At 66.9% G+C, this 25552-nt stretch carries 21 protein-coding genes and 2 pseudogenes; 15 read left to right on the top strand and 8 right to left on the bottom strand.

Going from position 1 to position 25552, the window contains the following annotated elements; translation table 11 throughout:
* Nucleotides 1-35: 35 nt before the first annotated feature.
* Together JZ791_RS09750 and JZ791_RS09755 are read right to left on the bottom strand one after the other, a co-directional pair.
* Nucleotides 36-578: a PaaI family thioesterase gene (locus tag JZ791_RS09750; protein WP_216893892.1), complete on the bottom strand. Its 543-nt coding sequence runs from the start codon at nt 576-578 to the stop codon at nt 36-38.
* Nucleotides 575-1117 carry a winged helix-turn-helix transcriptional regulator gene (locus tag JZ791_RS09755; RefSeq protein WP_216893893.1) on the bottom strand — a complete coding sequence of 181 codons (543 nt, stop codon included), beginning with the start codon at nt 1115-1117 and terminating at the stop codon, nt 575-577. The genes JZ791_RS09750 and JZ791_RS09755 overlap by 4 nt, the downstream gene beginning before the upstream one ends.
* Before the next feature lie 304 nt (nt 1118-1421).
* Between JZ791_RS09755 and JZ791_RS09760 the strand changes: the two are divergent.
* The 3 genes and pseudogenes from JZ791_RS09760 (at nt 1422) to JZ791_RS09775 (ending at nt 6202) form a co-directional block, all read left to right on the top strand.
* Nucleotides 1422-4749: pseudogene (locus JZ791_RS09760) on the top strand (thioester reductase domain-containing protein).
* 113 nt (nt 4750-4862) lie between these two features.
* Complete coding sequence (locus tag JZ791_RS09770) at nt 4863-5774, top strand: DAPG hydrolase family protein (protein ID WP_216893895.1); 912 nt, start codon at nt 4863-4865, stop codon at nt 5772-5774.
* A 143-nt stretch (nt 5775-5917) separates the two neighbouring features.
* Nucleotides 5918-6202 carry a hypothetical protein gene (locus JZ791_RS09775; RefSeq protein ID WP_216893896.1) on the top strand — a complete coding sequence of 95 codons (285 nt, stop codon included), beginning with the start codon at nt 5918-5920 and terminating at the stop codon, nt 6200-6202.
* Nucleotides 6203-6357: 155 nt separating this feature from the next.
* Here JZ791_RS09775 and JZ791_RS09780 read toward each other — a convergent pair whose 3' ends face one another.
* The 4 genes from JZ791_RS09780 to JZ791_RS09795 all read right to left on the bottom strand — a co-directional run bounded on the left by JZ791_RS09780 (nt 6358) and on the right by JZ791_RS09795 (nt 11378).
* Nucleotides 6358-7824 carry a dihydroorotase gene (locus tag JZ791_RS09780; RefSeq protein WP_216893897.1) on the bottom strand — a complete coding sequence of 489 codons (1467 nt, stop codon included), beginning with the start codon at nt 7822-7824 and terminating at the stop codon, nt 6358-6360.
* Nucleotides 7821-9194: an FAD-dependent oxidoreductase gene (locus tag JZ791_RS09785; RefSeq protein WP_216893898.1), complete on the bottom strand. Its 1374-nt coding sequence runs from the start codon at nt 9192-9194 to the stop codon at nt 7821-7823. Before JZ791_RS09785 ends, JZ791_RS09780 begins: the two co-directional genes overlap by 4 nt.
* A 189-nt stretch (nt 9195-9383) precedes the next feature.
* Complete coding sequence (locus JZ791_RS09790) at nt 9384-9992, bottom strand: aspartate/glutamate racemase family protein (RefSeq protein WP_216893899.1); 609 nt, start codon at nt 9990-9992, stop codon at nt 9384-9386.
* Between the two features lie 27 nt (nt 9993-10019).
* A complete protein-coding gene (locus JZ791_RS09795) occupies nt 10020-11378 on the bottom strand; it encodes an MmgE/PrpD family protein (RefSeq protein ID WP_254205464.1) in 1359 nt (452 codons plus the stop codon).
* 213 nt (nt 11379-11591) lie between these two features.
* Between JZ791_RS09795 and JZ791_RS09800 the strand changes: the two genes are divergently transcribed.
* The 8 genes from JZ791_RS09800 (at nt 11592) to JZ791_RS09835 (ending at nt 21229) form a co-directional block, all read left to right on the top strand.
* On the top strand, nt 11592-12359 hold the full coding sequence (locus tag JZ791_RS09800; RefSeq protein WP_216893900.1) for an IclR family transcriptional regulator: 768 nt from the start codon (nt 11592-11594) through the stop codon (nt 12357-12359).
* 32 nt (nt 12360-12391) lie between these two features.
* Nucleotides 12392-13573, top strand: coding sequence for a CaiB/BaiF CoA transferase family protein (locus tag JZ791_RS09805; RefSeq protein ID WP_438804496.1), 1182 nt, complete (start codon nt 12392-12394; stop codon nt 13571-13573).
* On the top strand, nt 13570-14403 hold the full coding sequence (locus JZ791_RS09810; protein ID WP_308162868.1) for an HpcH/HpaI aldolase/citrate lyase family protein: 834 nt from the start codon (nt 13570-13572) through the stop codon (nt 14401-14403). Before JZ791_RS09805 ends, JZ791_RS09810 begins: the two co-directional genes overlap by 4 nt.
* Entirely contained in the window at nt 14400-15224 is an 825-nt protein-coding gene (locus tag JZ791_RS09815; protein ID WP_216893901.1) for a cyclase family protein, read from the top strand. Before JZ791_RS09810 ends, JZ791_RS09815 begins: the two co-directional genes overlap by 4 nt.
* The gene (locus JZ791_RS09820; protein WP_216893902.1) at nt 15221-16633 is read left to right on the top strand and encodes an MmgE/PrpD family protein; all 1413 of its coding nucleotides are present in this window, start codon (nt 15221-15223) and stop codon (nt 16631-16633) included. Before JZ791_RS09815 ends, JZ791_RS09820 begins: the two co-directional genes overlap by 4 nt.
* A 138-nt stretch (nt 16634-16771) precedes the next feature.
* Nucleotides 16772-18061 (top strand): MFS transporter, encoded by a 1290-nt coding sequence (locus JZ791_RS09825; protein ID WP_216893903.1) that lies wholly within the window; start codon nt 16772-16774, stop codon nt 18059-18061.
* A 366-nt stretch (nt 18062-18427) separates the two neighbouring features.
* On the top strand, nt 18428-19777 hold the full coding sequence (locus JZ791_RS09830) for a cytochrome P450 (RefSeq protein WP_216893904.1): 1350 nt from the start codon (nt 18428-18430) through the stop codon (nt 19775-19777).
* A gap of 159 nt (nt 19778-19936) precedes the next feature.
* Nucleotides 19937-21229 (top strand): amidohydrolase family protein, encoded by a 1293-nt coding sequence (locus JZ791_RS09835; RefSeq protein ID WP_216893905.1) that lies wholly within the window; start codon nt 19937-19939, stop codon nt 21227-21229.
* A 61-nt stretch (nt 21230-21290) separates the two neighbouring features.
* Here JZ791_RS09835 and JZ791_RS09840 read toward each other — a convergent pair whose 3' ends face one another.
* The gene (locus tag JZ791_RS09840; protein WP_216893906.1) at nt 21291-22040 is read right to left on the bottom strand and encodes an SDR family NAD(P)-dependent oxidoreductase; all 750 of its coding nucleotides are present in this window, start codon (nt 22038-22040) and stop codon (nt 21291-21293) included.
* A gap of 330 nt (nt 22041-22370) precedes the next feature.
* Between JZ791_RS09840 and JZ791_RS09845 the strand changes: the two genes are divergently transcribed.
* Together JZ791_RS09845 and JZ791_RS09850 are read left to right on the top strand one after the other, a co-directional pair.
* On the top strand, nt 22371-22829 hold the full coding sequence (locus JZ791_RS09845; protein ID WP_308162869.1) for an LLM class flavin-dependent oxidoreductase: 459 nt from the start codon (nt 22371-22373) through the stop codon (nt 22827-22829).
* Nucleotides 22790-23560, top strand: a complete 771-nt coding sequence (locus JZ791_RS09850) for an SDR family NAD(P)-dependent oxidoreductase (RefSeq protein WP_216893907.1) — start codon at nt 22790-22792, stop codon at nt 23558-23560. The genes JZ791_RS09845 and JZ791_RS09850 overlap by 40 nt, the downstream gene beginning before the upstream one ends.
* 44 nt (nt 23561-23604) lie before the next feature.
* Here JZ791_RS09850 and JZ791_RS09855 read toward each other — a convergent pair whose 3' ends face one another.
* Nucleotides 23605-23889 carry a hypothetical protein gene (locus tag JZ791_RS09855; protein WP_216893908.1) on the bottom strand — a complete coding sequence of 95 codons (285 nt, stop codon included), beginning with the start codon at nt 23887-23889 and terminating at the stop codon, nt 23605-23607.
* Between the two features lie 222 nt (nt 23890-24111).
* On the opposite strand from JZ791_RS09855, the gene JZ791_RS09860 reads away from it, so the two are divergent.
* Together JZ791_RS09860 and JZ791_RS44880 are read left to right on the top strand one after the other, a co-directional pair.
* Nucleotides 24112-25299, top strand: coding sequence for a cytochrome P450 (locus tag JZ791_RS09860; RefSeq protein ID WP_216893909.1), 1188 nt, complete (start codon nt 24112-24114; stop codon nt 25297-25299).
* Nucleotides 25296-25508: pseudogene (locus JZ791_RS44880) on the top strand (SDR family mycofactocin-dependent oxidoreductase); the annotation flags it as partial. The gene JZ791_RS09860 and the pseudogene JZ791_RS44880, both read left to right, overlap by 4 nt.
* Nucleotides 25509-25552: the final 44 nt, after the last annotated feature.

The raw sequence follows: 25552 nt of genomic DNA on the forward strand, positions 1-25552 counted from the left end.
GGATCGGCGAACGGCGGCCAGCGCTCCGTGGCTGTTCAGTCGCCAGGGATTTGCGGTTGCCCTTGTCCCGGTTCACTTTCCGGCGCGATGACCAGTAGCGTGCCGTACCCGCGGGCGACGACGACGCCGCGCGCGTCGGCGACTTCACCCTCGGCGAAGGCGACGCGGCGGCCGGGTTTGGTGACACGGCCGATCGCGGTCAGTGGTCCCGATGTCGGCTGCAGTCCGCGCTGGAACTGGACGTTGGTATCGATCGAGGTGTAACCGTGGCCGACGGGCAGAGTGGTGTGTACCGCGCAGCCGAGCACCGAGTCCAGCAGCGTGCAGACCACCCCGCCGTGGATGGATCCGATGGGGTTGCACATGGATTCGTCCACATCGCAGGTGAACGTCGCGGAGCCCCGGGTGACGGCGACCAGCCGCGAGCGCAACAGCGTGGCCATCGGCGGTTGCGGCAGTGTGCCGTCCACGATCGCCTGGAGGAATTCGAGGCCGGGCGCCCGCATGGCTTGGTCGGCGATCGCGGTGGGGTCGGACCATTCGACCAGCCGGCTGCGGGGGATCTGCGATGTGGTCATTCGATGGCTCCCTGATCGGCGGGGCGGGGACTCTGTGCTCGCTGTCGCCGGATGGTGCGCAGCTGCGGGTCGAGTCGCTCCTGGATGAAGTCCTCGGCATGTGGTCCGGGCAGGAAGGCGGCGTTCATCGCGGAGATTCGCCTGCCGGTGGACTTGTCCATCCACACCGGGATGATCGTGTCTCCGGTGTCCTGGTCGGTCAGGACCACCTGGTCGCTTCCGGCGGCCGAGTGCTTCACGCCCCAGGCGTACAGGGCGACGATCACCACGGCCAGGTCTTTGCCCTGCTGGGTCGGCAGGTATTCGAATCGTGGTGGGGCCGTGTCGTATCGGGAGCGTTCCAGCAGGCCCGCCTCGACCAGCTCGCGCAGCCGCCGGGTGAGCATCGTCGGGGCTATGCCCAGATTGCGGTGCAACTCGTCGAAGCGGGTGAACCCGTCCAGTACGTCGCGCATGATCACCAACGTCCACCAGTCGCCGACCAGCTCCAGCGCACCGGCGATGGGACAGCCCATCGATTGAAAACTGGTGCGTCTCATCGGCATTCCCTTCCAGCATGGTCTGCGTCACACACAGAACCAGTAACTTGCATCATAGTAGTCACTCGGCCTACCGTTGGCTAGGGCGCCCATCGATTGCCGGGCTGTCCTCGCTTGACAGCCGAAGTTGGTTCGCCTAACTATATTGAAGTGTAGCTAGAACGGGTGCGCATCTCGGCCGCGCATGCGCACATGTGAGAACCCGGCCCCATAGGGGGACGGAGTTCTCGCGCGGGCTCCTGCCTGCGCGATCCGCATGCAGTCGATCGATGTACGTCCTGTTGGATCCGGAAGGACCATGAGCATGACAACCGATTCGTCAACCACTGCCGACAACCGCTGGGAGCGCCACCTCGCCGAGCTGTACGTCTCCGACCGGCAGGTCCGGGAGGCCAAGCGGCTGCCCGAGCTGCAAGCCGCGATGCGCCGGCCCGGCCTGTCGCCGCGGGAGGTCATGGTCACGGCCATGACCGGGTACGCGGACCGGCCCGCCCTGGGGGAGCGCGCGACGACGCCCGTCACCGACCCGGAGACCGGACGCACCACACTCGCGCTGCAGCCCGGATTCGACACCATCAGCTACCGCGACCTGTGGTCACGGGTCGGCGCCGTCACCGCCGAGTGGTACGGCCACGAACGATATCCGCTGCGCGCCAACGAGTTCGTCGGCATCCTGGGCTTCGCGAGCCTTGACTGCGCGCTGGTCGACATGGCATGCCTGCGGCTGGGCGCGGTGTCGGTGCCGATGCAGTCCAGCGCCTCGCCCGACCGGCTCGCGCCGATCATCGCCGAAACCGGGCAGCGCATTCTGGCGGCCAGTGTGGAACAGCTGGATACCGCCGTCGAGTGCGCGCTGGGCAGCGAGTCGGTGCGGCGGGTCATCGCGTTCGACTATCACCCGGAGGTGGACGACGAGCGGGAGAAGTTCGAGGCGGCCCGAACGCGCCTGGCGGACAGTGCGATCGTGCTGGACTCGCTGGCCGAGGTGATCGACCGCGGCACGGGCGTGGAGCCCGCTCCGGACTTCGAGGCCGACCTCGCCGAGGACAGGCTGGCGTCGTTGATCTACACCTCCGGCAGCACCGGAACGCCCAAGGGGGCGATGTACACCGACCGGTTGATGGTCAATATCTGGTTGGGTTTCATCCCCCGGGACGACGACCTGCCCGCGATCGGGCTGCACTATCTGCCGCTGAGCCACGTGATGGGGCGTGCGATGCTGTACCGCACGCTCGCCGCCGGTGGCACAAGCTATTTCGCCGCGGCCAGTGACCTGTCGACGCTGTTCGAGGATTTCGCGCTGGTCCGTCCCACCGAGCTGCTGCTGGTACCGCGCGTGTGCGACATGCTGTTTCAGCGGTACACCAGTGAATTGGCCAGGCGTACGGACGAATCCGGCGACCGGACCGCGCGCGAGGCGCGGGTGAAGGCCGAACTGCGCGACGACGTGCTGGGCGGTCGCGTGGTGTGGGCGGGGTGCGGATCTGCGCCGCTGTCCGCGGAGATGTCCGAATTCGTCGAGTCGTTCCTCGAGGTTCCGGTGCTGGACGGTTACGGCTCCACCGAGGCCGCGATGGTCCTTGTGGATCACAAGATCCAGCGCCCGCCGGTGCTCGACTACAAGCTCGACGACGTGCCCGAACTGGGGTACTTTACCACCGATTCCCCGCATCCGCGCGGTGAGCTGCTGATCAGGTCGTCGGTGGTGGTCCCCGGTTACTACAAACGGGCCGAGGCCACCGCGGCGATCTTCGATGCCGATGGTTACTACCGCACCGGCGACGTCATGGCCGAGATCGGGCCGGACGAACTGGTGTACGTCGACCGCCGTTCCAATGTGCTCAAGCTGTCACAGGGCGAATTCGTGGCCGTATCCCAGCTGGAGGCGTTGTTCGTCACCAGCTCGCTGATCCGGCAGATCTACGTCTACGGCAACAGCGAGCGCGCGTACCTGCTCGCCGTGATCGTGCCCACCGCACAGGCACTCGCGCTCGGCGAGGATCTTTCGGCGGCGTTGCGCGGGGCGTTGCGTGAGATCGCCGATGAGGCTGGATTGCAGTCCTACGAGGTGCCGCGTGACTTCCTCGTGGAGACCGAGCCGTTCAGCACGGCAAACGGCCTGCTGTCCGAGGTCCGCAAGTTGCTGCGGCCGCGCCTGCGGGACCACTACGGCGAGCGTCTCGAACAGTTGTATGGCGAACTGGCGCAACGGGAGACCGACGAGTTGCAGGCGCTGCTCACCGGCGGCGGTGAACTGCCGGTGATCGATACCGTGCGCCGCGCCGCGCAGGCGGTGCTGAATACGACCGACGGCGTGCCCGCGGACGCGCATTTCGTTGAGCTGGGCGGAGATTCGCTGTCGGCGCTGTCCTTCTCGAATCTGCTGCGGGAGATCTTCGGCGTCGAGGTCCCGGTCAGCGTGGTGATCGGGCCCGCGAGCACCCTGCACCGGCTGGCCGGGCACATCGAGGCGGCGCAGCACTCCGGCGCCACCCGGCCGACCGCCGCTTCCGTGCATGGCGCCGACAGTGCAGTGTGCATGGAAAGCTCATCTGCGTGGTACGCGGTCGTGATGCCGCGAGCGCACGCGCACGCCTCGCCGCGGTGTTCGACAGCGGCGATCCGGAACTCCTGCGCCGGTTCGAGGAGCTTGCCGCCGACCATCTCGAGGTTCTGGCCGGCGATATCGACGAAGCCCGTCTGGGCCTGGACGAGCCGACCTGGCAACGGTTGGCCGATACGGTCGATGTGATCGTGCATCCGGCCGCTCTGGTCAATCATGTCCTGCCGTACTCACAGTTGTTCGGCCCGAACGTCGCAGGGACCGCCGAACTGATCCGCCTCGCGCTGACCAGCCGGATCAAGCCGGTCACCTATCTGTCCACGGTGGCCGTGCTGACCGCGCACACCACGACGGCCGACGAAGACGCCGACATCCGCGTGAGCAGCCCGCAACGCGCGGTGGACGGCAGCTACGCCAACGGCTACGCGAACAGCAAGTGGGCGGGGGAGGTGTTGCTGCGCAACGCACATGACGCCTACGGCCTGCCGGTCGCGGTGTTCCGCTCCGACCTGATCCTCGCGCACAGCCGCTACGCCGGGCAGCTCAACGTCCCCGACATGTTCACCCGGCTGCTGCTGAGCCTGCTGCTCACCGGCATCGCGCCCCGCTCGTTCTACCGCGCCGACGCCGCCCGGGCGCACTACGACGGCCTGCCCGCCGACTTCACCGCACGGCCGTCGCCACCCTGGGCGAACAGACGACCACCGGATACCGCACCTTCAACATGCTGAACCCGCACGACGACGGCATCTCCCTGGACACGTTCGTGGACTGGCTCGGCGCCGCGGGCCACCCCATCTCCCGCATGGACGGCTACCGGGAATGGTTGTCCCGCTTCGAGATCAAGCTCCGCGCACTGCCGGACCGCCAGAAGCAGAACTCGATGCTGCCCCTGCTCGACGCCTTCCGCGACCCGGGCGAGGCGATCCCCGGCGCGGGCCTGCCCACCGACCGGTTCCGAACGGCCGTGCGCGCGGCCAAGATCGGCCCGGACAACGACATCCCCCACCTGTCCGAGCCTCTGATTCGCAAGTACGCGAACGATCTTCAGGCACTCGGCCTCGTGTGATGTAAAGGTGAGGTGATGAGACTCGGCGATTGCCGAGTCCGCTGGTTGTGCCACATCACAGAATCCGAAGTGGACGATGTCGCGAGGCATGTCTCCCGCCGTAGTCTCGGGACATGTCGAGGCTGTCGCGCAGAGCTGCGTTGTCGTTGTTCCCCGCGGGCGCGCTCGCGCTGGGTGTCGGTGGCGCCGCGGCGGCCCGCGCCGATACCCAGCCCCAGGTCAGATACCACGGCTACGCTGCGGCGGACTGGGCGAAGCCCTACGCGCGGTTCATGGCCGCACGTACTCGACCCGCGCCAGATCCGGTGCTGGTCGCGTACGCCGGGCCTCCGACTCCCGCCGACCGGATCCCGGAATTCGCTTCGCTCACCAAGGGTCTCGCACCTACCGGCTACTTTCCGATAGAGACCGGCTACGGGAAGACCACCTCCGGGGCGTCGTGGGTGGCGGTGCACACGCTGATGCCGGGCGTCACGGCGGCGATGTGGGACTGGTGGTTCGGCTGGCATTCGATCGAGGCCGCGCGGTACAAGTTGTGGCATCCGGATGCGCACATGTTCGCAGAGCTTGCCGAGGACCGGACCAATGCCCCGATCCCGGACCGGCAGAAGTACGTCGGCAACATCTCCTACGTCGACGGGTACATCGGCCCGAAGCTACAACAGTTGGCCATCGCGTTCGAGGACCCGGTCGCGCACGGCTTCACCGTGCCGCCCGGGCACACCATCGTATTCGGCCGGGTCGGCAGCAGCGTGGCGCCGACCGACCTGGGCTGGCTGGCCCACCAAGTCCGCCCGATACCCGGCGGCTGCGAAATGCGCAGCCGCTTCTACCTCGACATCTACGGCCTGCACACCCCGAACCCCCGCGCGGCGGCGGACGCGATCGAACGCGGCGCCTCGGTAGACCCGGCCGACCTCGTCCTCGGCTTGGACGTGGCCCGCAACCTACTGATGCACTGCGGGCAGGAGATGCACCACCTGGCAGGCTTCCTCCCCGCCATCCACCAGGCTTTCGCCCGCTAGCCGCCGGGGCTTACTCATGGCATTTCGACGGCGGCGCAGGGCCGGTCGAGCATGGGCGTGCAGTGCGAGGGACGGAAGTTGGCAGGTGGTTCCGGGGGCGTTGGCCGACGTGTGGCTGCTTTCGGGCTGGCAGACTGCCGGAGGTGAACGAATTTCCCGGTCTGGTTCAGCAGTTGCTCAGGGTCGTCGTGGCCTATACGTGGTTCTTCGAGTCGTGCGATGAGGACGTAGTTGATGGCGACACAGCGATCAAGCAGCAGGAGCAAGCCGCTTACCTGCTCGGTCAGCTCTCGGAAGCCGACAAGTCACGGTTGGTAGGCGAGTTGGCCGCGTTGGCTGCCGACGAAACCGATCCCGCGTGCCGAGAGTTCTTGGTGGCGTACTCATCTGCGATGGGGCTTGTGGAAGAAGATGCTCCTGACCGCTGAGGGGGTTGGTCCGGCAGGGTTCGCCTGTGGCAATTCGATGGCGGTGGACCGGGCCCGGGCGTCCCCTCATGACGCCGGGTCCCGGTCCGCCGCTCGCGCTGCCACTGTCCCGACCGGCCGATGAGCGCTGATGCGGTCGGGCACGCGGTCCGGCGTCAGCGGGTGGCGGGGCGCCGGACGTAGCGGCCGGTGGGCTGACCGGTGACCTTGCCGTCGGCGTAGATCTCGGCGCCGCGCAGGAAGGTGCTGGTGACCGTGGAGCCGACCTCGAGGCCGCGGAACGGGCTGTACTCCTGGGTGGACTCGGAGTCTTCGGGCTTCACCACCCACGAGCGGTCCGGGTCGACGAGCGCGATGTCCGCGTCGAAGCCGGGGGCGATATCGCCCTTGGTGTGCAGGCCGTAGCGCTGGGCGGGATTCCAGGCGGTGAGTTCCGCGACCTTGCGCATCGACAGCCCGCGCTTGCGTCCCTCGCCGACCAGGCCGGGCAGCAGGTATTCGGTGCCGCCGAATCCGGACTTGGCGGCGAAGATGTCCGTGGGGTCGTCGCCGAACTTGGTGGCCTCCTTGCAGCACGCGTGGTCGGACACCACCCAGCTGACGTCACCGGCGAGCAGGTGCCGCCACAGCGCCTCGACGTCCTCGCGCGGGCGCAGCGGCGGGTTGACCTTGCCGCCGATGCCGTCCGCGGTGGTGATGTCGGCGAGCAGGTGCCCGATGGTGACCTCGCGCCGGAAATCAACGTGCGGAAAGGTTTTCGCCATCAACATGGCGGCCTCGAGCGCCTTGGCCGAGGACAGGTGCAGCAGGTTGATGTTCGGCAGCTGGGTCTCGTGCGCCAGGTACGAGGCGATGGTGACCGCGAGACCCTCGGAGTGCGGCGGCCGGGAGGCGCTGTAGGCCTCCAGCCCGGACAGTTTTCCTTCCCGCTGAACGATTTTCGTGTACGCGGTCATGATCTCGGCCGTTTCGCAGTGCAGTGACAGCGAAATCGAGTCGGCGTGCTCCGGGAAGCGTTCTCGCGCAGCCTGAATGCCGCGCATCACGAACTCGAAGTGCGCGATGTCGTAGCGCTCGCCCTCGGGGATCATGAGGAACGAGTTCTGGTCGTTGGACGCCCCGTGCAGCCCGTGGCTGCCGTAGAACATGAAGATCTTGAACGAGGTGACGCCGTGTTCGGTGATCAGCTCGGGGATCTCGGCGATATGTGAGGACTGCATGGGCGCCAGGTGGAAGGCGTAGTCCACGTAGGACTTTCCGTCGGACGCCGCGAGCACCTCGGGGAAGACCTCCGAATAGTCGCCGCCCCGGTTGAGGTAGTACTGCCCGGTCCGCATGTAGGTAAGCGAGGTGGTCACGCCGCCCTGCGCGCAGGCGCGGCTCTCGGTGCGGGTGTCCTCGTCGAGCGGGTTGTAGATGCCCCAGTGCTGATGGGCGTCGACGACGCCGGGGAAGGCCAGCTTGCCGCCGCCGTCCACGACCTCGCGGGCCGAGGAGGCGTCGAGCTCCGGCCCGACCTCGGTGATCTTGCCGTCGCTCACCGCGATGTCCGCGAGCGGGGTCTCGTCGACCCCCGGGCGGACTACACGCACGTTGCGGATGATCAGGTCGTGGTTGGTCATTGGTCACCTTTCTGGAGATGAGCCGCGCAGTGTGTGGCCGCGAGGTAGGCGAGGCCGAGTGCGGGCAGGAGGCCGTTGCCGGCCAGGTATCCGGCCGCGCCGTGGCCGGAGATGCCGACGGCCGAGCCGCCGGAAGCGTAAAGGCCTGGGATAGGACGGGTTTCGGTGTCCAGCACGCGGGCGTGGCCGTCCACGGTGAGGCCGCCCTGGGTGTGGAACAGTGCGGGCACGATCCGGACCGCATAGAGGGGTGTGGTCAGTGGTTGCTCGAATCGGTTGCGGCCGAATCGGTCCCGTTGTCGCTCGTCGCCCGCGACGGCGGACGCCTCGGCGAGTTCCGCAGCCAGCGCGTCCGCGGGAACGCCGATGGTGGCGGCGAGCTCTTCCGCCGACTCACCGCGGCGGAGGGCGCCGCTTTCCATGACATCGACGTAGTCGCCGAAAGCCTTGCTGGCCTGATGGATCCGCTCGTCGTAGACGAGCCATCCGGACGCGCCGGGCTGCGCGGCGAGCACCGCGGCGTACTCCGAGTAGCCCGTGGTCTCGTCCCCGAACCTGCGCCCGTCCATCCCGATGACGAATCCCCCGTGCATCACCACGGTCCAGGTGACCAGCGTGCGCGCCTCGGCGGACAGAGCGGCATGCCCCTGATAGGCATCCAGATAGGAGATCGCCGCACCGAAGTCCGCCCCGATGCGCAGCGCGTCTCCGGTCGAGTACTCGCTACCGTGGTAGTCGGCCTCCGCGATCTCGGGCAGGTGCTCGGCGACCAGTTCCCGGTTCGCGCCATAACCATTGGTAGCCAACAGCACCGAGCCGGTGGAGATCTCTTCCGTGCCACCGTCCGGATAGGACACCGTGACCAACAGACCGTTCCCGTCGCGTCGCGTCGCAGTAACCCGGCCGGGCACCAACATATCGATCCCCGACTGCTGCGTCACCGCATCGGCGAGGTAGCGCAGCAGCCCCGAACCATGCCGCCCCGGAATGGAATGCACCCGCTGCACGCAATGCCCGGGGTAGTGGAAATCGGTAGGCAACTCGATCGGCAGCCCGGCGTGATCGTCCAGCCACTCCACAAGTTCCGCGCTCACCCCGGCCAGCGCCTCGGCGACGGGCTTCGCGAAGTCCCCATGAGTCTTCGCCGCGATATCGCCGAGGAACTTCTCGGGCGAGTCATCGATCCCGGCCGCCCGCTGCCACCGTGAACCAGCACCAGGAATCATCGCGGTGGACATCGAGGTGTTGTTACCGCGCAGATAGTTCTCATTCGCCTCGACAACCAGCACCCGCGCACCCAACTGCGCAGCCCGCAGCGCCCCAGCAAGCCCACCACCGGCCCCGGCAACGACCAGATCTACATCAGTCATTGGACCTCCACCAGCGGTCACAACGTGTCGGAGACGGAGTCGATGTCGTGCACCCGCCCACCCGTGCGGTCCCCAGCTCTCGGACAACGACCAGATCCACGGCGGTCCGACCGGGCCGGCCAACCGTCGCAGTTGCACGCTCGGCGCCACTGCCCGCAGCGAGCAGGCCGCGATCGGATCCAGGTCGGTTCATGCCTTCTCCGCCAGCAGTCGCAGGGCGTCCGCAACCGGATCGACGACGAGCGGACCACCCTCCGTCTGGTCGACGTCGACCGCGGAACAGCCGTTGATCACCGCCGTGGCGCCGCGGGCTCCGAGATCGTCGAGGGCGGAGCGCATTGCGGTGTTCCAGCGTGCACCGTCGGCGACCGCTGCGAGATCCAGGTCCAGTACGGCGACGCCGAGGAACGTATCGTCGTGGCCGTATTCGCTGACCTTGCGGGTCAGCTCGTCGGCGATCACCTGGTTGCGGGTGACCGCGGCGACCCGGTGGCCGTCGGCTACGAGCTGCTCGACGACTATCTGGAGCATGCCACGCTCGCCCTCGGGTACGCCGGGGTCCAGGACGCAGTCCGGCATCAGGAAGTCGTAGCCCTCGGCGTCGGCGAAGGCGGCCGCGACGGCCTTTTCCGATGCCTGGAGATCGGCGTCGGAGGCCAGTTGCAGGGGTGCGGACGGTCCGGCGTCCACCAGTTCGACGGTGACGCCGGCGGGGGCCAGTTCGTTGTAGCGGTGACGGCGGCGGTCGAGTTCGTCCGGGTCGACGTGGATCGGCGTCACGGAAAAGATGCGGGGCATCAGGGCCTCCTTCGTGCGGTGGGGCGGTTATCCGGCCAGTGGGGCGAGGAGCGCGCGGGCGCCGGGGGAGACGGTCATTGCGTCCACCACGGCGCCGATCGTGCGCAGTTCGGCCGGCTCGAGCAGCCCGGCGAAGATCGCGGCGAGTCTGTCGCGGTCGAAGGGCTGGAAGTCGGTGTCGCCGACCGGGTTTCCGGCCTCGGCGGTATGCGTGCGCCCGTCGGCCAGTCGCACGGTGATTCGCGCGGCGCGATTGTCGGGCAGTTTTCCGGTGAGGTCTGGGTCTTCGCTGATCCGCACCCGTTCGGCGACCTGCGCGATTTCGGGTGCGTCCGCCGGGAGCAGTGCGGTGTAGCGGGGAGTCACCTCGCCGTGCAGCAGAGCGGTGGCGGCGACGAACGGGACGGAGAACATCGCGGACAGCTGGTTGTGCCAGGTCGTGCGATCGAGCCCGGCAGCCAGTGCGTGGGTCTGTACGTCGATTTCCATTGTCGTGGTAGCGATTTCAGGTGCGTTGGCCGCTGTGCCGAATAGTGCGGCGCGGGCATCGATCAGCAGATCCGCGACGGGATGGGTGTACGAACACGACGAATGCCGCTTGAAGTAGTTACCGGTGATGTCGAACCGGGTGCCCAGCCCCTCGCTCAGCTCCTGCGGCGCGAAGGTACCGAGCAACTCGCCCAGCGAGCGGGCCGCGGTGCCGGTATTGCGTGCCGAACCGGCCACAGCCAGGCGGGCCGCGGCGATCCCGGACGCGTTCGCCGCGCCCATCCAGGCGTCACGCACCGGATTGCCGTCCAGGGCCGAGTCGAAATGCCCGGCCACGGGAAGCCCGGAACCCGCATCGATCGCGGCAGCCATTCGTTCGGCGTCCAGGCCGAGCAGCCTGGCGCAGCCCGCGGCGGCTCCTGCCACGCCCCAGTTGCCGTGCGGATGCGTACCGCGCCGCAGCGATGTCGCCCGACCGAACCGCGCGGCCACCTCATATCCGGCCAGCAGCGCAGCGGCCAGATCCGGGCCGCGCACATCGAGCTCGGCGGCCAGCGCGAGCACGGCCGGAAACACGTGCGCCGCCGGATGCCCCTTGGCGTACTTGTTGCCCTCATCCATCTCCAGGCACACCGTTGCCGGCCCGTTCAGCCAGGCCGCGGTGACCGGGTCGGTCAGCGAACCACCCCCGACGACCGGGCTGTGCCCCGGCGGCGCGGGCCATGCGGCGCGGAACGCACGCTGGCCCTCGGTGCGCGCACCCACGGCATTCGCAGCCAGAACATCGAACAGCACCGTGCCCAGTCGCTCGGCGACCGGCGCGGGCACGGCGTCCCAGCGCAGTCCGGACACCCAGGTGCCCAGTGCCGATACGGATTCGGTGACCGAAAAGGTCATTCTCGACCTCACCGCCTTCCAGAATTCAGTCGTACCGCTGAGCGGACCGACTAACATGTCTTCGATCCTGACACTTGGCCGGGCCAGCCGTCAACCGTGAACTCGACTTTCTATAAATTCGCACTTGACAGGACTGCCACCCCTGGTGGTTACCTAGAGAGAGACAACGCCAATCCGTTCCGCTGAACGGAACGAACTCATCGGAGAGTCGCCATGACCGAACCCACGCCTGGCACCGAGGCCGCCGCGCGGGTCGCCGACGTTCTGCTGCTGTTCACCGACGGCCCGTCCAGGCTCGGCGTCAGCGGGATCGCCCGCGATCTGGGCCTGAGCAAGGCCGTGGTGCACCGCATCCTGCAGTCCCTGGCCACCCGCGGCATGGTCGTGCTGGACCCGGAGAGCAGGCAGTACCGGCTGGGCCCGGCCGCCACCGCGCTCGGCGCCCGCGCGTTCCGCGAGTCGGATCTGCGCGCCTCCGCGCTGGACCTGCTGCGGGCACTGCGCGACGAAACCGGCGAGACGGCGACACTGACCGCGCTGGTCCCCGACGGCCGGATCTATCTCGATCAGGTCGAGGGCACCCACGAGATCAAGATGACCGTGGAGCTGGGCCGCCGATTTCCGTTGCATGCCGGGAGTTCCGGCAAGTGCATGCTCGCGTTCCTGCCGGAGGAGACCCGGCGCCGCACACTCGCCGGTCCATTGACCGCGCTGACCTCCAACACGGTGACCGATCCCGATGACCTCGAGGCGGAGCTGACGCTGGTGCGCGAACTCGGTTTCGCACGCTCCGGCGGCGAACGCCAGGCCGACGCGGGCTCGGTGGCCGCGCCGGTGTTCGGCATGACCGGCGAGGTGATCGGCTCGATCTCGGTGTGCGGGCCGCGCTACCGGGTCACCGAGGAATTCGTGGAGAAGATCGCGCCGCAGCTGGTGGACACGGCCGAGCACATCTCCCGCCGCATGGGCCACCGCGGCTGAAATACCGCTGTACGAAGGGATTTACATTGACTGTGCAAGCGCTGGCCGGGATCAAGGTGCTCGATGTGGCCACCCTGTTCGCCGGGCCGATGGCGGCCACGCTGCTGGGTGACCACGGCGCCGAGGTGATCAAGGTCGAGCATCCCAGGGGTGACCCGTCCCGGACACACGGCGCCAGCAAGGACGGCGTCGGCCTGTGGTGGAAGATGCTGGGGCGCAACAAGAAATCACTCACCCTCTACCTCGGCTCACCCGAGGGGCAGCGCCTGTTCCGCGAGCTGGCCGCCGACGCCGACGTGATCATCGAGAACTTCCGTCCCGGCACGCTGGAGCGCTGGGGACTGGGTTACGACGTGCTGGCACAGGACAATCCGGGGCTGGTGCTCGCGCGGGTCACCGGTTTCGGCCAGTTCGGCCCGTACTCCGCGCGTCCCGGCTTCGGCACGCTCGCCGAGGCGATGAGCGGCTTCGCGGCGCTGACCGGTGAGCCGGACGGTCCGCCCACCCTGCCGCCATTCGGCTTGGCCGACGGTGTAGCGGCGCTGACCACCGCGTTCGGCATCATGACCGCCCTGCGCGCCAGGGACGTCACCGGCCGCGGCCAGGTGTTGGACATGGCGATCATCGAGCCGCTGCTGACCGTGCTGGGCCCGCAGATCACCGCATACGACCAGCTGGGGCTGCTGCAACCGCGCACCGGCAACCGCTCCACCAACAACGCGCCGCGCAACACCTACCAGTGTGCCGACGGCAGCTGGGTGGCCGTGTCCACCAGCGCGCAGTCCATCGCCGAACGCGTGATGCGCCTCGTAGGCCGCGCGGAACTGATCGAGGAGCCGTGGTTCGCCGCCGGCCGGACCCGCGCCGAGCACGCGGACGAGCTGGATGAGGCGGTGGGCTCGTGGATCGCCGCGCGGGGGCGGGACGAGGTGGTCACCGCGTTCGAGAAGGCGCAGGCCGCGGTCGCCCCGATCTACACCGCCGCCGACATCATGGCCGACCCGCAGTACGCCGCGCTGGGCAGCGTGTTGCAGATCGACGATCCGGAACTGGGTCCGCTGAAGATGCCCAACGTTCCGTTCCGGCTCAGCGACACCCCAGGCGAAATCCGCACCACCGGACCGAAACTCGGCGAACATACCGCGGAGATCCTGGCCCGCTTCGGCATCGATGAGCAGGGCTTGGCCGGCCTGCGTGAGCAGGGTGTGGCGTGATCGGCAAGGCGCGCAGCTGGTTGTACGTCCCGGCGCACCGCCCGGAACTGCTGGACAAGGCGATGGCCGGTCCGGCGGACGCGGTGGTGTATGACCTGGAGGACGCGATCGGCGCGCAGGACAAGGATATTGCCCGCGCGAACGCCGTCGCCGCGACGGCCCGGCCCTGGCCCAAGCCGTTGTGGGTCCGCATCAACTCACCGCAAAGCCCATGGGGTGAAAGGGATATCGAGGAACTCGCCGGGCGCGGAATCGCCGGGGTGCGAGTACCCAAATGCGCCGACCCCGATGCCGTCGCTCGGATCGCCGAGAGGCTCGCGGCGCCCGTGCACGTGCTCGTCGAATCCGCACTGGGCGTGGAGAACGCCTTCCTGCTCGCCGCCTCCCACCCGCTGGTCGCATCGGTTTCTCTCGGCGAGGCCGATCTGCTCGCCGATCTGCGGGTGCGCGACCAGGCGGCGCTGGAGTGGGCGCGCCAGCGCACCGTCAACGCCAACCGCGCGGCCGGGCTGCCCAGCCCGCCGCACGCGGTGTGGACCGACGTCGCCGACCTGCACGGACTCACCATCGACAGCCAGACCGCCCGCGACCGCGGGTTCTTCGGCCGATCGGTGGTGCACCCGAAGCAGATCGAACCGGTGAACGCCGTGTTCACCCCGAGCCATACCGAGGTCGACGTCGCCCGCCGGCTGCTGAAGTCCTTGAACGGCAAGGATTCCGCGGCCTGGTTGGACGACGACGGCCGGTTCGTCGACCCGGCCGTCGTCGCCCGCAGCAGATGGGTGCTCGACCTGGCCGAGCAATTCGAAACAGAAGGGACCACACCATGACCGACGCCGTAACCGGCGCCCTGCTCGAAACCGTCGCGAAGGGACTGCGCACGATCGAGCTGGGCCAGCCGCTGTTCACCGGAATGCCGTGCTCGCCCAATCATCCCGGATTCCGGATGACGCTGGCTCGTCGGCACGGCGACATGATGCGCCCCGATGGTGGTTCGGCGAGCAACGAGGTGATCATCACCGGTGGGCACGTCGGCACCCACATCGACTCGCTCTCGCACGTGAGTCACAACGGGAAGCTGCACGGCGGTATCGATGCCGACGAGGCGCAGCGCGGCGGGAAGTTCAGCGAGCATGGCACCGAGAAGATTCCGCCGCTGGTCACCCGTGGCGTGCTGTTGGATGTGGCCGGGGTCAAGGGCGTTGACATCCTCGAGCCCGGTTACGGGGTGACCGAGGCGGATCTGATTGCGGCGGCCGAGCGGGCCGGGGTGCGGCCGGAGGCCGGGGATGTCGCCCTGGTTCGTACCGGCTGGGCACGCAACTTCTCCGACGCGACAACGTATCTGGGCCAGGACGCCGGCGTGCCGGGCATGACGGTGGAGGCCGCCGAGTGGCTCGCCGCACGCGGCGTGGTCGCCACCGGCGCGGATACCACTGCCTACGAGCAGATTCCCGCCGGCGCCGGACACCGGGAGCTGCCGGTGCACCGAGTGTTGCTGGTGGAGAACGGGATCTACATCATGGAACACCTGAATCTGGAAGATATCGCCGCCGAGGGGATTGTCGAATTCCTGTTCGTGGTTGCGCCGCTGCGCATCGTGGGCGGCACGGGCTCCCCGATCCGCCCGGTCGCGGTGGTGGGCGCATGACCGCCACTCCGGCACAGCAACTCGGCGCGCTCGCCGCCGGCGTCCGCGTCGACGGCCTGTCCGCCGATCTGCGGACCGATCTGGCCGGTCGCGTACTGGACCTGCTCGGCAACAGTCTCGCCGCGCTCGGCGAGAAACCGGCCGAGGTGATCCGAAACGTGGTGCGCGACTGGGGCGGTAACCCGGCGGCCACCGCGCTCGGTATCGAGGGCAGGCTGCCCGCCCCGTCGGCCGCGCTGGTCAACGGAACCCTCGCGCACAGCCTCGATTTCGACGACACCCACCTGCCCTCGGTGCTGCATCCCTCCTCGGCGGTGATCCCGGCTGCGCTCGCGGTGGCCGAAAAGACCGGCGCGAGTGGGCCTTCGTTCCTGGACGCCGCGACCGTCGGCATCGAGGTGACGTGCAGGCTCGGCATGGCCGGATACGACGAGGAGAACGCGAACTCGGTGTTCTTCGACCGCGGCCAGCACGCCACCGCGATCTGCGGAGCGGTCGGGGCCGCGGTCGCCGCGGGCATGCTGCTCGGCCTCGACGCCGAAGGTCTGACGTCGGCGATCGGCATCGCATGCAGTATGGGTTCCGGTGTGATCGAGGCGAATCGAACCGGCGGCACCGTCAAACGTGTGCACTGTGGGTGGGCCGCGCACGCCGGGGTGGTCGCGGCGGAGATGGCCCAGCACGGGCTCACCGGACCGCCCACCGTGCTGGAGGGGCGGTTCGGATTCCTCCAGGCGTTCTGCGGGGACCGGTTCGACATCGATCAGGTCACCCGCGGGCTCGGCGAGCACTGGGAGACCCCGGGCATCTTCTTCAAGCCCTACCCCTGCAACCACTTCACGCACGCGGGCGTGGACGCCGCACTCCGGCTACGCGCGTCGGGAATCGATCCGGCCCGGATCACGGAGTTGACGCTCGGTGTGCCGGAACCGGTGCTGCGCACCATCGGCGAGCCGATCGAGGAAAAGCGCCGGCCGCGGTCGGGCTACCACGGGGCGTTCAGCGGCCCATACACCGTGGCCGCGGCACTGCTCGGCGGCGGCGGTCTCGGCGTTTTCCATGAGGACTTCACCGACGACGCCGTGCGGGATCCGGCGCGTCTGGCTATCGCGGACAAGGTGAACGTCGTCGCCGACGCGGAGTGCACCCGGATCTTCCCCCGGCAGTTCCCCGCCGTGCTCACGGTTCGCCTCGACGACGGAACCACACGCAGTGAACGGGTTTCGGAGAATCGCGGTGGTCCGGCCAACCCGCTGTCGGCTGCCGAGCTGACATTGAAGTTCACATCGAATGCGGCGCGGTCGGTTCCGGAAGAGACGGCCGAGCGGCTCGCTGCGGCTGTCTGGCAACTGCCCGAAGGTGGGTCGGTCAAGGACGTTCTGAGCATTGTTCCTGTCAGCGGAACATAGCGTGTGAGCTTCTCCCGGAATTTACACGGGAAATCACGCAAAAACATTGTGCTCGGAAGAATGCAGTTGCATGATTTCAGCATCTTTTATTCATAATGTTCCGCTAAGCGGAACGGTGGACATTTGAGGTATCCCACCATGCGCCAACATTTCCGCTGGGCCACGGTCGCTATGATCGTCGTCCTCGTCGTGATCAATTACATAGACCGCAGCGCGATTTCGTATGCGGTGAAGCCCCTCGAGGCCGAATTCGGCATCGACTCCGCTGATTACGGCGTCATCAGTTCCGCCTTCTCCATCGGGTACATGGTGTTCGCGTTTCTCGCGGGTCCGCTTGTCGACAAGTACGGTCCGCGCCGAATCCTGTTGATAGGCATGGTGATCTGGTCGATCGCCACCGCGATCACCCCGATCTCCGGTGGCTTCACCGGCCTGTTGCTGATCCGCGTCGTGCTCGGCGCGGGCGAGGCTCCCGGCTTTCCCGCGGCTACCCGCGTGTTCAGCCGCTGGCTCCCACGCTCGGAACGAGGTTTCGCACTGGCTCTGGTGGGCGGCGTGGCGGTCTCGGGCAGCCTGTTGATCGGCGGCCCCCTGGTCACCCAGCTGATCGCCGGCATCGGCTGGCGCGGCATGTTCTGGGTGCTGGCCGTGCTCGGCGTGGTGTGGGCGCTGGTCGCGGTCGGTCTGCTGTACAACACCCCCGCCGGATCCCCGCGTGTCTCCGACGCCGAGCGCGCGCACATCGCGTCCGGGCAATTGGCCGAGGAGACCACCGAGCGCCAGGAAAAGGTGAACTGGCACAGCATCTTCACCAACCGCAACCTGTGGATCGTCGGCGCAGGATACTTCGCTTGGGGCTACATCTTCTGGGCGTTCATGTATTGGCTCCCGCAATACCTGTCCACCTCGTACCACCTGAGCATCACGAAGGTCGGCGCGTTCACCGTAGCCCCTTGGGCCGCAGGCGTAGTCGGCGCGATCATCGGCGGCATCCTGGTCGACCGCGTCTACGCCCGCACCGGCCGCATCCGCAGCCGCTTCACCATCATGGGCATAGCCCTACTCCTGGCCGGCGCCGCCCTGATCCCGATCATCGCCGCCCCCTCCCTGATCACCGCCATCGTATTCATCTCGATCGGCGTAGGCTGCGGCTTCGTCACCGGCGGAATCTGGTGGGTAGCAGCAATAGACGCCGAACCCAGCCAACCCGGCAGCGCCGCCGGCTTCGCCGACGCCTGCTTCGCCCTCTCGGGCGTGGTGGCACCCCTGGTAATGGGCTTCATCGTCCAGAGCACCGGCACATTCGCCAGCGGATTCGTGGTCATGGTGGTGCTGGCGCTGATCGGCGCGGGGCTGATGCTGTTCTGCACCCGTGAACCCGAGCGGGCGCCGCTGGAAGCCGACGTACCGACTACCGCGATCTCATAGCACGGCGGTCTCCCGAGATGCTCCCTCGTCGAGGGCCGGCCACTGCACGCCCACACGACACGAACCTGCTCTCGCAGGTTCGTGTCGTCGGCAGGGCACGCAAAACATGGGAAACCGGAGGGGTAGTTCGGGCTCTATAGCGTCGAGATGGGCGTCGAGATGGGTCTCGGTGCCTGCGCTGCCGGGCCCACCGAAGCCTTCCGGTGTTGTCGCACGCTCATGCGATCGGCCTCGCTGATATCCGAAAAGCCTTGTGTCTCCCCGTAACTGCGCTATACATTTGTAAAGCACGCGGTGGCGGCGCACTCGAGGTTTCGGATGTGCACCCGTTCCGCTGTCAATGAGCATCTGAGAGTGGTGTGGACCATGGGGAAAGACGACGGCCGCAAGGCCGCGCACTTCGATTTCGACCGGCACGCGCACGACTACCGCGGCCGATTCGACCAGATCACCGAGCAGATGCACCAGCAATGCCCGGTCGCCTGGACGCCCACCTATGGCGGGCACTGGGTCGCCGCGGACGCCGAGTCGGTATTCGCACTGGCGCGCTGCCCCTACGTGTCCAACGATCACGACCTCCACAACGAGCGCCGTGGTTACAAGGGAATCTCCATCCCCACCATGATCGAGTCCTCACCCGCCCGCGGCGGCATGCTCGAGATGGACGATCCGGAGCACCGCATCTACCGCAGCACCCTGAACCCTTACCTGTCGCCGGCCGCGATCAAGCGGTGGGTGCCGGTCATCGACGAAGTGGTCCGGGCCTGCCTGGACGAGCATATCGAGACCGGCACCATCGATTTCGTCGACGACCTGGCAAACGTCGTGCCCGCCGTGCTGACCCTGGCGATGATGGGGGTGCCGTTGCAGAATTGGGCCCTCTACAATGAGCCCGCCCATGCCGGCGTCTACACCCCGCCGGGCTCGCCGGACGCGCCGCGGGTGGCTCAGTTGTATATGCAGATGGGTCTGGACATGCTCCAGAACCTCAACGAGATTCGCGAGCACCCCCGGCCGGGCATCATCGACGCGTTGACCCGGATCACGGTGGACGGGCAACCCGCACCGGACATGGAGTTGCTCGGCATGCTCAACCTGCTCGTAGGCGGCGGTTTCGATACCACCACAGCGCTGACGGCGCGTTCACTGGAGTGGCTGTCGGACAATCCGGACGAACGCGACCGCCTCAGCCGGGAGCGTGACGACCTGCTCGATTCGGCGACCGAAGAATTCCTGCGCTACTTCACACCGGCGCCGGGGGACGGTCGCACGATCTCCGCGGACTGCGAACTTGTCGGTACCCGGTTCGCCGAAGGGGAGCGGCTGTGGCTGTCGTGGGCCATGGCCAATCGCGATCAGGCGATCTTCGAGGACCCGAACCGGATCGAGCTGGACCGAAGAGGCAACCGTCACTTCAGTTTCGGGCTCGGTAACCACCGCTGCATCGGGTCCAACTTCGCGCGCACCGTGTTCAAACGCATGCTCATCGCGGTGCTGGACCGGGTGCCGGACTTCCGCTGCGATCCGGTCGGCCGGGTGCATTACGACAGTATCGGCGTCATCCAAGGAATGCGTCATCTACCGGCCACGTTCACCCCCGGCCCTCGGCTCGGAGCCGGGCTCGACGAGACTCTGGACAAGCTGCAGCGGGTGTGTGACGAGCAGCAACTCGCCCGACCCGTTACCGAACATCCCGATGTTGGACGAATCGCATGATCGGGGCCGAGTATGCGGGTGAATCCCCGTGGGCGCATCACGAGTGAACTGCTCGTCGCCCGGGTATCGGAGCGGTAGCGAAAACGCCCTTCCACCTTCTACTTCCACGCTAAGCTTTACGTCTGTACAGCGCGCGCCAGTGACCTGAAAGGAGCCGCTGTGAACAAGAACGACATGATCCTCATCAGCGTCGACGACCACATCGTCGAGCCGCCCGACATGTTCGACAACCACTTACCGAAGAAATACGCGAAGGACGCACCACGCCTGGTGCACAACCCCGATGGCTCCGATACCTGGCGGTTCCGCGAGACGGTGATCCCCAACGTGGCGCTCAACGCGGTGGCCGGGCGGCCCAAGGAGGAGTACGGCCTGGAACCGCAGGGGCTCGACGAGATACGCCCGGGCTGTTTCGATCCCGACGAGCGCGTCAAGGATATGAACGCCGGTGGTGTGCTGGCCACCATGAACTTCCCGTCGTTCCCCGGCTTCGCGGCGCGGTTGTTCGCCACCGACGACCCCGATTTCTCGCTGGCGCTGGTCCGCGCGTACAACGACTGGCACATCGACCAGTGGTGCGCGTCGAACCCGGGCCGGTTCATTCCGATGGCACTGCCGGTGATCTGGGACGCCGAGCTGTGCGCGCAGGAGGTGCGGCGCGTATCGGCGAAAGGCGTGCACTCCCTGACCTTCACCGAGAACCCGGCCGCGCTCGGCTACCCGTCGTTCCACAGCGACTACTGGGCGCCCCTGTGGCGGGCCCTGGTGGATACCGACACCGTGATGAACGTCCATATCGGCTCTTCCGGGCGACTGTCCATCCCCGCGCCGGACTCTCCGATGGACGTGATGATCACCCTGCAGCCGATGAATATCGTGCAGGCGGCGGCCGATCTGCTGTGGTCCCAACCGGTCAAGGACTACCCGGATCTCAAGATCGCGCTGTCCGAAGGTGGTACGGGCTGGATCCCGTACTTCCTGGACCGTGTCGACCGCACCTTCGAGATGCACGCCACCTGGACCGGGCAGGACTTCGGTGGAAAGCGTCCTTCGGAGGTATTCCGGGAACACTTCATGACCTGTTTCATCTCCGACCCGAACGGAGTGAAGAACCGCCATGACATCGGAATCGACAACATCTGCTGGGAAATGGACTATCCGCACAGTGATTCGATGTGGCCGAACGCTCCGGAAGAACTGGAGCGCGTCTTCGGCGCCAACGGCGTGACCGACGACGAGATCAACAAGATCACCCACGAAAACGCCATGCGCTGGTACTCGTTCGACCCGTTTCAGCATGTTCCGCGCGACCAGGCCACCGTCGGCGCACTGCGCGAGGCGGCCGAGGGCCACGACGTATCCATCCAAGCCCTCAGTCGGCGCGAGAAGAGCGGCACCACCTTCGCCGAATTCACTGCCAGCGCCAAGGCCGTCTCCGGGGTCCGGGATTGAGAGGGCGTCGCCGGGGTCCGGAACGGCATCGATCTCGGCGACGGCAGCGGTGAATTCGGGTTCAGACGACGGCGCCGCCGTTGACGGCGACGACTTGACCGGTGATGTAGCTCGCGGCTTCCGAGCACAGGAACGCGCACACTGCGGCGATCTCGTCGCCGGTGCCGACCCGCCCGACGGGAATGATCCGCGACATCATCTCCACTCCTGGAACAGCTTTCGCTTCCTGCGCGGCCCGCAGCATCGGGGTGTCGGCGGTGAAGGGTGGAAGGGAGTTGGCGGTGATGCCGAGGCGAGCGTATTCCATCGCGACGGTTTTCGTCATCGCGATGACTCCGCCCTTCGACGCCGAATAATGGCCCTGTCGTAGCGCGCCGACCTGCCCTGCCGCGGAGGAGATGGTGACGATGCGTCCCCATCGCTTTTCGACCATATCGGGCAGTGCGGCCTGCAGGCACAGGAACGAACCCGTCAGATTCACCGCGAGATACCGGTTCCATTCGGCGAGGGTGATCTGCTCGAACGGGGTGAATCCGCCGATGCCGGCGCTGGTTACGAGGACCTCGATGGGGCCGAGTTCGGCACGGACCTTTGCGAACGCATCGGCGACCGCGTCCTGATCGGAGACGTCCACCGCCGCGGCCGTCGCTTGCGCCCCACCGGCGCGCAATTCGTCGGCCACCTGCTCGGCGACCGCACCGTTCACATCGAGTACGCCGACGCGATGGTCACGAGCCAGGTGCTCACAAATCGAGCGTCCCAGGCCCGATGCGCCGCCGGTGACGACCGCTACGCGATTGGATTCATCCATTGTGTCCGTGCACTCCCATACTCAGTGAAACCCACCGGGACCTCTGCCGCGCACCGGATGGTGCGGCAAATACCTTCTGTCCCAACGGAATCGGAATCTCGCTAGCGGACCGCGCCGGACCGCCCGCAATGCTATACTACTGTATGAATTATACAGTTGTATAGCATGGGTGGTTGCGGGAGGCGTCGTGGGATTCCGGTGCGGTGGTGAACGATCCGGTGAAGGGCTTGTACGCGGACCCGTCGAAGGTGCACGACATCAACCACGTCGGGCCGCGCTATCGGGTGGAGGGGTTCAATCTGATGGAACCCCTCACCGCAGCGGACGCCGGTGCTCGCTCAGGCGGGCGGATCTCCCGCCGGGCTCGCTTTCGCTGCCTCGCACGCGGAGTTGATGTTCTTGTCCGCCTACACGCCGGAGGCGATCGCCGAGCAGGTGGGCTCGGTCCGCAAGCTGGCGCGCGAACGCGGTCGTCGCGACGAGGACGTGCGATTCCTGCAGGGGTTGATGTTCATCGTCGGCGCCACCGACGAAGAGGCGCACCGTAAATGGCGAGACCTCGAGCAGTGGCGCGATCAGGACGCGCAGACCGCCTACTTCTCGAGCCTCAGCGGATTGGACCTGGGTCTCCATGATCCGGCCACGCCCCTGGCGGAACTCATATACAAATATATAGCACGGGCTGTACGTTCGTATAGCAACAGTCCTCGGCCGGCCGGGGAGCAGCATCCAATGAAGGAGCAGGCACGGTGGATGATCGTTTCTCACTCGACGGGCGGGTCGCCCTGATCACCGGCGGCGGTACCGGCATCGGCCGCGGCAGCGCGCTGGTGCTCGCCGAGCACGGCGCCGACGTCGTCCTCGTCGGCCGCCGCCCTGATCCTTTGCATTCGACCGCGAAAGAGGTTGCGGCACTGGGCCGCCGGTCGTTGGCGGTGTCGGCGGATGTCACCGATCCCGAGGCGTGCCGGGGCCTGGTCGACCGCGTGCTCGAGGAGTTCGGCACTCTGGACATTCTGGTCAACTGTGCCGGTGGTGCCGAGACGAAGCCGGTGAAGGCGTGGGCGGATGACGAATTCGATCAGGTCATCGCCCTGAATTTCGGTGCGGTGTGGCATCTTTCACGTGCGGCGTCGGTGCCTATGCTGGCCCGGGGTAAGGGGGCGATTGTCAACATCTCGTCGCGGGCCAGCTTGCTGGCGATGCCACAGGCAGCCCCCTACGGCGCCGCGAAGGCGGCAGTGAACAACCTGACCGGATCGATGGCCGCCGCGTGGACGCGCAAGGGTGTCCGGGTCAACGCCATCGCCGTCGGGGCAGTGCGTGCGGCCACTCTGCTCGACGATCTCGCCCGCTACGACATCGATCCGGACTCTCTCGGCGCCACCAACGCTGTCGGCCGCCTCGGTGAACCCGAGGAGATCGGTTACGGGGTTTTGTTCTTCGCCTCCGACGCGTCCAGCTTCTGCTCCGGTCAGACGCTGTCGGTGCACGGCGGACCGGGGCCGGCCGGCGTCTGACACCACGTTCCTGGCTGTCGCGTCCGTGCGCCACGATGGGCAGGTCACTTCGATCGTCGCGACCGGCCGCGCCGGGGTTCGGTCGGACCGGCGGAATCGATGGTGTTCAGGTAGTGCTCGAAGGCGTCCACCAACTCCTGGTGCGCGGTGCGCACGCCGATACCCTCCTCCCCGTCGGCCACCGCCGGCGAGGCCATCGCATCGAGCTGTAGTCGGCGGACCTGCTCGGTGACCTCGGCGATCTCCGCGCGCACGGATTTGCGATGATTGCGCAGCGCCATGAACTCGGTCGTCAGCGCGCCCGATTCGTCCCAGCTGTACTCCCACAAGAAGATCTCGCGTCTTCGACGTCTCGGCGCCCATGCGCCGTGGCGACTGCGTCATATCCACCTCTCCACACCTTGGGCCACCGAATATGGCTCTCGTGTTCACGGACTCGGTGTTACGGGGGGCGCCCGTCGGCGCTTTGCTATACGAATGTAAAGCATACTACTGTACGGTTGTATAGTGCACTGCGGGACGCTCCGCAGTAGCACGTCGAGGAGCGAGCAATGAGTGATCTGTATTACGACCCTTGGGATTTCGATATCGACCTCGATCCCTATCCCACGTATCGGCGACTGCGTGATGAGCTACCGCTGTACTACAACGAGCGCCACGATTTCTGGGGTATGAGCCGGTACGCCGATGTCGACGCGGCGCTGAAGGACACCTCGCGGCTCAGTTCTGCCAAAGGCGACATTCTCGAGGTTGTCATGACGGATCCGGTGATGCCCCTGGGGATCTTCATCAACGAGGATCCGCCGCTGCACACCATCCACCGCGCGATCGTGGCCAGAGCGTTCACGCCGAGGAAGATGCGGATGGTCGAAGACAAGGTTCGGGCCTTCTGTGTCGCGTGTCTGGATCCGCTGGTCGGTGGTGAGCGCTTCGACTTCGTCGAAGACCTCGGCGCCGAACTGCCCATGCGCACAATCGGAATGCTCGCGGGCATCCCCGACGCCGAACAGCCGGCGGTGCGTGCGCACGCGAATCAAGTGCTCCGCAACAAGCCTGGCCAGCCGATGACAATCGACAAGGACCACTACTTCACCGGCGAGATGTTCGGCGAGTACGTGGAATGGCGGGAAAAGCACCCATCCGACGACCTCATCACCGAACTGCTCGAGGTGGAGTTCGAAGACGAGACCGGAACGACGCGGAAGTTGACGAAACAGGAACTCATTGTTTTCCTCGCCGTCGTCGCCGGCGCGGGAGTCGAAACGACGGGTCGCCTCTTCGGCTGGATGGGCAAGGTCCTCGCCGAACATCCCGACCAGCGCGCGGAATTGAACGCGGACCACTCGTTGATCCCGAACGCGATCGAAGAACTGCTGCGTTACGAACCACCGGGGCCGCATGTCGCGCGTTATGTCGCGACGGATGATGTGACGTTCCAGGGGCAGGTCGTGCCTGCGGGCAGCGCCCTGTTGCTGATGCTCGCCTCAGCCAACCGCGACGAGCGTCAATTCGACGATCCCGATCGGTTCGACATTCACCGAAAGCCAGGCGGTCACCTCACTTTCGGCCGGGGACCACACTTCTGTGTCGGTTCGCCGTTGGCCCGCTTGGAGGGGCGAGTGGCGCTCCAGGAGGTGTTGAAGCGGTGGCCCGAATGGGAGATCGACATGTCCGGGGCCCGGCGGTCGCGGACCTCGACAGTGCGCGGTTGGGACAGCATGCCCGCGGTCATCGCATGAGTGAGACGACCAACCGCGTCGCAGTCATCACCGGCGCGGCCCGCGGCCAGGGGAGAAGTCACGCCGTTGCTCTGGCGGAGGCGGGCATCGACATTGTCGCTGTCGACCGGTGCGCCGATATCGACTCTATCCCTTACCCATTGGCGACGGAGGCGGATCTCGACGAGACGGCCCGGCTCGTGCGTGAAGCGGGCGGACGCATCGAGACGGTACTACATCACGGGAACGACGCTGCCCGTCGATGCCGGTTTCG

The organism is Nocardia alni, assembly GCF_019038435.1.
In the GTDB taxonomy this organism is placed as follows: Bacteria; Actinomycetota; Actinomycetes; order Mycobacteriales; family Mycobacteriaceae; genus Nocardia; species Nocardia alni.

Bases quoted from the DNA above. Each gene is read 5' to 3' on its own strand.
- JZ791_RS09750 (WP_216893892.1), bottom strand. From the start codon at position 578: ATGACCACATCGCAGATCCCCCGCAGCCGGCTGGTCGAATGGTCCGAC.
- JZ791_RS09755 (WP_216893893.1), bottom strand. From the start codon at position 1,117: ATGAGACGCACCAGTTTTCAATCGATGGGCTGTCCCATCGCCGGTGCG.
- JZ791_RS09770 (WP_216893895.1), top strand. From the start codon at position 4,863: ATGTCGAGGCTGTCGCGCAGAGCTGCGTTGTCGTTGTTCCCCGCGGGC.
- JZ791_RS09780 (WP_216893897.1), bottom strand. From the start codon at position 7,824: ATGACCAACCACGACCTGATCATCCGCAACGTGCGTGTAGTCCGCCCG.
- JZ791_RS09785 (WP_216893898.1), bottom strand. From the start codon at position 9,194: ATGACTGATGTAGATCTGGTCGTTGCCGGGGCCGGTGGTGGGCTTGCT.
- JZ791_RS09790 (WP_216893899.1), bottom strand. From the start codon at position 9,992: ATGCCCCGCATCTTTTCCGTGACGCCGATCCACGTCGACCCGGACGAA.
- JZ791_RS09795 (WP_254205464.1), bottom strand. From the start codon at position 11,378: ATGACCTTTTCGGTCACCGAATCCGTATCGGCACTGGGCACCTGGGTG.
- JZ791_RS09800 (WP_216893900.1), top strand. From the start codon at position 11,592: ATGACCGAACCCACGCCTGGCACCGAGGCCGCCGCGCGGGTCGCCGAC.
- JZ791_RS09815 (WP_216893901.1), top strand. From the start codon at position 14,400: ATGACCGACGCCGTAACCGGCGCCCTGCTCGAAACCGTCGCGAAGGGA.
- JZ791_RS09820 (WP_216893902.1), top strand. From the start codon at position 15,221: ATGACCGCCACTCCGGCACAGCAACTCGGCGCGCTCGCCGCCGGCGTC.
- JZ791_RS09825 (WP_216893903.1), top strand. From the start codon at position 16,772: ATGCGCCAACATTTCCGCTGGGCCACGGTCGCTATGATCGTCGTCCTC.
- JZ791_RS09830 (WP_216893904.1), top strand. From the start codon at position 18,428: ATGGGGAAAGACGACGGCCGCAAGGCCGCGCACTTCGATTTCGACCGG.
- JZ791_RS09840 (WP_216893906.1), bottom strand. From the start codon at position 22,040: ATGGATGAATCCAATCGCGTAGCGGTCGTCACCGGCGGCGCATCGGGC.
- JZ791_RS09860 (WP_216893909.1), top strand. From the start codon at position 24,112: ATGAGTGATCTGTATTACGACCCTTGGGATTTCGATATCGACCTCGAT.